General features: G+C 55.6%; 6 protein-coding genes. 2 read left to right on the forward strand and 4 right to left on the reverse strand.

Features of this window, described 5'->3' with window-relative positions:
- Positions 1 to 34: 34 nt before the first annotated feature.
- Positions 35 to 1,195, forward strand: coding sequence for a DEAD/DEAH box helicase (locus tag PHI30_RS08500; RefSeq protein WP_300026562.1), 1,161 nt, complete (start codon positions 35 to 37; stop codon positions 1,193 to 1,195).
- A gap of 283 nt (positions 1,196 to 1,478) precedes the next feature.
- Entirely contained in the window at positions 1,479 to 3,167 is a 1,689-nt protein-coding gene (locus tag PHI30_RS08505) for a peptide ABC transporter substrate-binding protein (RefSeq protein ID WP_300026564.1), read from the forward strand.
- A 64-nt stretch (positions 3,168 to 3,231) separates the two neighbouring features.
- Here the strand turns inward: PHI30_RS08505 and PHI30_RS08510 are convergent, their stop codons facing one another.
- The 4 genes from PHI30_RS08510 to PHI30_RS08525 form a co-directional block, all read right to left on the reverse strand.
- Complete coding sequence (locus PHI30_RS08510; protein WP_300026565.1) at positions 3,232 to 3,894, reverse strand: RraA family protein; 663 nt, start codon at positions 3,892 to 3,894, stop codon at positions 3,232 to 3,234.
- A gap of 101 nt (positions 3,895 to 3,995) precedes the next feature.
- The gene (locus tag PHI30_RS08515) at positions 3,996 to 4,652 is read right to left on the reverse strand and encodes a GntR family transcriptional regulator (protein WP_300026567.1); all 657 of its coding nucleotides are present in this window, start codon (positions 4,650 to 4,652) and stop codon (positions 3,996 to 3,998) included.
- Positions 4,653 to 4,946: 294 nt separating this feature from the next.
- On the reverse strand, positions 4,947 to 6,149 hold the full coding sequence (locus PHI30_RS08520; protein ID WP_300026569.1) for a Rid family hydrolase: 1,203 nt from the start codon (positions 6,147 to 6,149) through the stop codon (positions 4,947 to 4,949).
- Entirely contained in the window at positions 6,109 to 6,282 is a 174-nt protein-coding gene (locus tag PHI30_RS08525) for an ATP-binding protein (RefSeq protein WP_367186364.1), read from the reverse strand. The genes PHI30_RS08520 and PHI30_RS08525 overlap by 41 nt, the downstream gene beginning before the upstream one ends.

A 6,282-nucleotide genomic window follows, 5' to 3' on the forward strand; every position in this document is an offset into this window, starting at 1 on the left:
TAGGATTACCTGTAAAAAGAAAAGGAAATGTGTTATGGAATATACGGAAGGGGTCCGGTTCGACAGTTTGGGACTGTCACCGGAAGTCATGCGTGCCATAGAGGAGCGCAAAATCGAGTGGTCCACACCCGTTCAAACGGGATGCATCCCGCCCATGATGAACTGGCAGGACGTCATTGCAAAGGCCCCCACGGGAACCGGAAAAACGTTTGCTTACGGAATTCCCATTGTGGAGCATGTGGACCCTGCGGATGAAAGCGTGCAGGCGGTCATTTTGGCGCCTACCCGGGAGCTGGCCATTCAGATCACCGGGGAGCTGCGCGATATCGCCGCCTACAAGGCCGGCGTTCGCAGCGTGTGCCTGTATGGCGGCCAGCCCATCGGAAAGCAGATCGACAGCCTGAAAAAGCGGCCCCAGATCGTGGTGGCCACGCCGGGCAGGCTCTCCGACCATATGAAGCGCCGGACGGTGCGGGTGGATACGGCGCAGACCGTCGTGCTGGACGAGGCGGACCGGATGCTGGACATGGGCTTTATCCATGACGTGACCCGCCTGCTGGACCGTATGGATAAACGGAAGAATCTGGGCATGTTCTCCGCCACCATCTCCCGGGAGGTCATGGACATCGCGTGGGTCTACCAGCGGGACGCGGCGGAGATCACCGTGCGGGAGGATGAGCAGAACAAGCCGGACATCAAGCAGTTCCGCATGGAGATCTCTCAAAACGAGAAGGCGGACGCCATTGCCCGCATCCTGACGGAAACCGGATTTGAGCGCTGCATGGCGTTTTGCAATACCAAGGGCGCCACGGAGCGCATTACCAAGTTCCTTCAAATGCGCGGCATTGACGCCGAGTGCATCCACGGAGATATTCCCCAGAAAAAGCGGGAGCAGGTCATGGACCAGTTCCGCCGGGGCGAGCTGCGGGTGTTTGTGGCAACGGATGTGGCGGCCCGCGGCATTGATGTGGATGATGTGGATATCGTGGTCAACTGTGACGTGCCGGATGAGAATCAGGACTACGTGCACCGGATCGGCAGAACCGGCCGGGCCAAGCGGCAGGGCGTGGCGGTCAGTCTGATCGCCGACTATCCCTCCAAAATGCGCATTGACGACATTGCACAAAAGACCCGCAATGAGATTATACCCGTGCGGTTTGACGAGAGCGGCAAGCTGACTGTTGAGGAATCATAAGAAGAGGGGATCGGGGGACACCCGGTCCCCTCTTTTTGTTGGCCGCACCCGTGAGGGCCCCGCGGAAAGCGGAAAACCGCGCTGCCGCTGGGGCAGAGTTGTGAACGAATCTTTAATTTTTGTTATTTTTTGTTACTTTCTTGGCCCCGCAGCTTTACAATGGGGGGAATATTCTTTATAATAATGACTGGTCAATCAACCGCGCTGCGGCTGATTTCATATGAAATCCGGGGTGCTGCCTTTTGCGGCACCTGTTTTTTACTCCGAGGAAGGGAGCGATTGCATGAAACCTTGGAGACGGCTGACTGGGCTGACATTGGCGGCCCTGCTGTGCGTTTCCCTGTTGGGAGGGTGTACCGGCGCAGGGGCGGCGGATGGGGTATCTCTGTCCGTGTGCGTGGGAGCCGCGCCGGTGACACTGGACCCCATCTATGCCGAAGAGATCAGCGATCAGACGATTTTGGAGCATCTCTATGAAAACCTGATGCGCCTGAGCGTGGATGTGTCCGGCAAGGCCACCGTGACCAACGGCATGGCCAAGAATGTCACCCAGGAGGCCAACTACGACGGCAGCGTGACTTATACGTTTAAGCTGCGCAGCGCCAAGTGGTCCGACGGGCGCAGCGTGCAGGCGAAAGACTTTGTCTATGCCTGGAGACGGCTGGCGAATCCGGACAGTCAGTCCCCCTATGCCGAGCTTTTGTCGGTGGTGAAGGGGTACGACGAGGCCCGCGCCTCCGGCGATATGGAGCAGATGCAGGTGAGCGCAAAGAACGACAGCACACTGGTGGTGGTGCTCAGCGGCAACTATGACTGGTTCTTGCGGGAAGTGTGCACCTCTCCTGCTACTATGCCGCTGCGGCAGGATATTGTCAAGCAGTTGAAGGCCGCTGCGGAGGAAAAAAAGATTGCGGCGGCGCAGGACGAGGACGCCCAACCCGCCCGCTGGTGGTCCGATCCCACGGCACTGGTGACCAACGGGCCTTACCGGGCGGAGAAATACGAATCGGGGGCGCTTTTGGAGACCGTGGCCTGCGAGCGGTATTACGGCACGCAGGCAGGTCCTAAGGAGCTGGCGTTCCGCTTTGCCGACACGGCGGACGAGGCGTGGCAGCTCTACCAGGGAAAGACGGTGGACGCCGTTTGGCCCTTGCCGCAATCGCGCATGGAGGAGCTGGCGGCAGATGAAACCTGGACCGGTATTCCCAAGCTGGGGACGTACAGCGTCCTTTTCAACTGCGATACCGTGCAGGACGTGACGCTTCGGCAGGCGCTGTCGCTGGCCATTGACCGCAATGCGCTGGCCGAGACGGCGGGCGTTGGGGCCAATGGCGCGGAGGGTCTGGTGCCGCCGGGCGTGCCGGAGAGCGAAAAAGAGGACTTCCGTACGGCGGATTCGCCGCTGCTGGACAATGACCCGGCCCGCTACGAGGAAAACTGCGCCCAGGCGCGTGCGCTTTTGGAGCAGGCCGGATATGACAGCGGGGCGGATCTGGGCGCGCTGGAGTACCTCTATATCGAAGGGGACGGCAATGCCAAAGTGGCAAAGGCGCTGTGCCAGCAATGGGGAACGGTGCTGCGGGTCTCCGTAACGCCCCGGGGCGTCACAAAGCAGGAATTCTGGGCGGCCCTGCGCGGGGGCACATATAGCATCGCCGGCGCGGAGGTGGAAGCGGTGGGCAACGATGCGGAGTGCTTTTTGATGCGGTGGACGTCGGGGAATCAGGACAATGTGACCGGCTATGCCAATAGCGCGTATGACACATTGATGTCCATTATTGCCGGGGCGGAGGATGGTATGGCCCGCATGGGCTGTCTCCACGACGCGGAGGAGCTGCTGCTGACGGATTACGTGCTGGCGCCGCTGTATACCGACGTCACCGCCTGGGAGCTGCGTGACACGTTCACCGGCGCCTGCCGTGACGCGCGGGGCTGGTTTGTCTTTTCGGGAGTGGTCCCCAGAGCGTCCTGAAATCAGAATAAAAAGAGCGGCGCCTGCTGGCGCCGCTCTTTTTATGCGGACTGGCACATTCGCTTTAAAGAATGCCGAACTTTTTAAAGGCATCCGTGGCGCTCATGCCATGTTCAATTGCCTGACGGACCACTTTTTCGCCGCTGGCCTTTTCCAGTGCCCGTTCAATGCATTCGTTCACAGCAAGCTGTGGGACGATAAGAACGCCGTCCATGTCGCCAAAGACAAGATCCCCATCCTGAATGGTCACAGCGCCGATTTCAATGGGGCATCTGAAATCCACCACATTGGTGCGGATAGAGGAGTCCTGCGCCCAACGCGCCCTTGCAAACACAGGGAAATTTTGGGCAAGCACCTGAGGCGTGTCCCGGGTATATCCGTCAATCACCGCGCCGACAGCGCCGCGGGTTTTGGCGGTGGCGGTAAGAAGCTCTCCCCATAATGCGCTGTTATGGGCGCCGGTGGCAATATAGACGTCGTTTTTCTGAAGCTGATCCAGCGCTTCCGTCAAATAACCAAAGGCCTTTTTCTGGGGCGCGTAAACATCGTGCTCCAAAATTGTGCAGGCTCTGCCGGCCAATTTCATTTCGTCCCTGAGCGGGCTGATCTCTGATGGCAGGAACTGGTGGGTATAGCCCATCATGTCCAAAATGTCGCCTACCACGGGGGTATAGAGCTTTTCCTTCATGAGGGAGAAAAGTTCGTCATCATTACGCCATACGGGCATTTCCATCTCTCCAATAATTTTTTTGGTTTCCGCTGTTTGAGCTGCATTTATATGGATGCACCAGAAAACGGAGGCTTTTTATTTGATATAGACGCCGTATCTTAGGTCAAAAATCGTTGAGCCTCCGACTGATGCTCGGAAAGATGCTGGACGAGCAGGGAAACCGCGTCGTCAGCATTTTTCGCCTTGATCGCGTTAAACATTTTTTGATGCCACTGAATAGAGCTTCGTGCGATCTCTGCAAAGGTCTCCATCGGGCCCATAGACTTTTTACGCACAAAGTGAATGGACAGTTGGAGATTATCTAAAGCTCTGATAATATAGCTGTTATGCTGATGCCGGTAGATCGTTTCATGGAAGGAGTAGTCCACCGCCAAATAGTTTAAAAAGTCATTGTTGTCCAGATAACGGGTTGACTTTTCCAGGATTTCCTGAAGCATGTCAATTTGCTCGGAAGTGCATTCCTGCACAAAATTCCGCATTGCGTAGGATTCCAATGCGATTCTGATTTGAACAAGATCCGAAACGGTTTTGCCGGTAATCTCTTTTACAAAGTAGCCCTTCCAGTGCTCCTTCGAGATAATGCCCGATTCCATGAGACGAAAGAGCGCTTCTCTTACCGAAAGGGTGCTGACGCCAATCTCTTCCGCCAGCTCAGAATCGTTCAGCCGATCCCCTTCCTTCCATTTTCCGGAAAGGATCTGTTTTTTGATGTAGCTGTATACGTCTTCCGCTTTGCTTGCCTTCGCTTTTGCCATTACTTTATCAACTCTTCTCCGTTTTGCTTTTTTTGATGCTACTTCACAATTTTATATTACCAGAATATACAGAAAATTCAAGTAGCAAGGTGTTTCGGCGTAAAAGCTGGACTTGCCGCTGTTTTTGAAAAAGCGGCGGTCGAAAGAATTGCCTTTCGGCCGCCTGCATACAGATATAAGAGTTGTTTCAGCGCACATACGGAAGAATTTCCACCGCCAGGGTCGCTTCTCTTATCAACTCAACGGAAACTGGGCCAACGCTCCGCTCCGTGCGATTGCGTTTTTGGAAAACGCTCAGATAGCAGCCCACATCTCAATTTCAATTTTGAAATTTTCCAGCAGAGAAACACCCACTGCCGTGCGGACGGGGAACGGCTGCGCCATATGCTCCCGGTAGACGGCGTTGAATCTGGGCCAATCGGCGGTGTCCTTCATATAGGCGTTGACCTTAAAGACATTTTCAAACGTACAGCCGGCCTTTGCGAGCTGGGCCTTGCAGTTTTCCAGAGTCTTGATGGTCTGCTCCTCTATCGTATCGCCAATCAGCTTCCCCTCCAGGTCCAGAGGGGCCTGACCGGAGATCACCACCAGCTTTTTGAAACCGGAGACCTCCAAAACCGGGGAGTAGGGGCCTGCCGTGGTATGCTGCACCGCGCCTTCAGGGATGGAAATCATAGTCAAATTTTCTCCTTTTTGTTGGATGTCTTTATAGACGCCCAAAATATAGGCGGCTTCCTGCGCATGGATGGTATAGGGGTTTACATAAAGATGGCCGTTTTCCACCATGGAGAAAATCGGGGCCGGCAGGTTTAAGAGCCTCTCCCGAATCTCCTCGGGAGCAAGTCCCGCTTTGGTAATGATGAGCTTTGCTCTCGGAAGCGGCTGGCCCGCTTCGTTGGGGAAGGTGCGCTCAAAGTGGAACGCGTCGGAGGTATCAAAGGCATCCACAAAGGACGCCACCATTTCCTCCGCGTCGGCAAGACGCTGCGCTTCGTCGTGCTCTACATACTGCTTGAGCGCGACATAGATGCCTGCGAGCTCTTCCCGTCCCACCTTGTTCATGCGGCCGATTCCGTAGTTGGGGAAATTGTTCTGGTTCACCCAGCTTAGAAGGTCCTTTTTGCCCAGGACCAGACCTGTGGTCTGAGGGCCCTTGATGTCTTTTCCGCCGCTGAACGTAACCGCGCTGGCGCCCATTTCCGTAGTAAAGTGCCAGAGATTCGACTTGGGGGGGAGCTGTGCGGCGGCATCCACCACCACGGGAATATCGTGCTTTTTGCAGATGGCAATGGTCTTGTCCAACTCTAAAGCCCCGGGAGGAACCCAGCCGCCGTTGGTACTGGGCAGATACAGCAAGCCTACGGTTTTGTCCGTAATCGCGTTTTCAAGACCTTCCTCGGTCACAACGTCGATGTTGTTCGGATAGCCCAGCTCTACAATCTTCACCCCCAGCAGATCAAGGCCTCTGTCGTAGGGGTTTCTGTGGGCCCGGAACATAATGACCTGTCCATTTTGAAAATGGAAGGTTTGTTGTCACAATCGTACTTGTACGTTCGCTCCTATCTGAGAGCACTTTAAACAACAAATCCGACTCGTATTTGTTAAAACTGAGATAGCTCAGCTCATCCAG

The sequence above is a fragment of the Oscillibacter sp. genome (assembly GCF_028693505.1).
In the GTDB taxonomy this organism is placed as follows: domain Bacteria; phylum Bacillota; class Clostridia; order Oscillospirales; family Oscillospiraceae; genus Oscillibacter.

Coding starts and splice junctions, on each gene's coding strand:
- PHI30_RS08500 (WP_300026562.1), top strand. CDS start 35: ATGGAATATACGGAAGGGGTCCGGTTCGACAGTTTGGGACTGTCACCG.
- PHI30_RS08505 (WP_300026564.1), top strand. CDS start 1,479: ATGAAACCTTGGAGACGGCTGACTGGGCTGACATTGGCGGCCCTGCTG.
- PHI30_RS08510 (WP_300026565.1), bottom strand. CDS start 3,894: ATGCCCGTATGGCGTAATGATGACGAACTTTTCTCCCTCATGAAGGAA.
- PHI30_RS08515 (WP_300026567.1), bottom strand. CDS start 4,652: ATGGCAAAAGCGAAGGCAAGCAAAGCGGAAGACGTATACAGCTACATC.
- PHI30_RS08520 (WP_300026569.1), bottom strand. CDS start 6,149: ATGTTCCGGGCCCACAGAAACCCCTACGACAGAGGCCTTGATCTGCTG.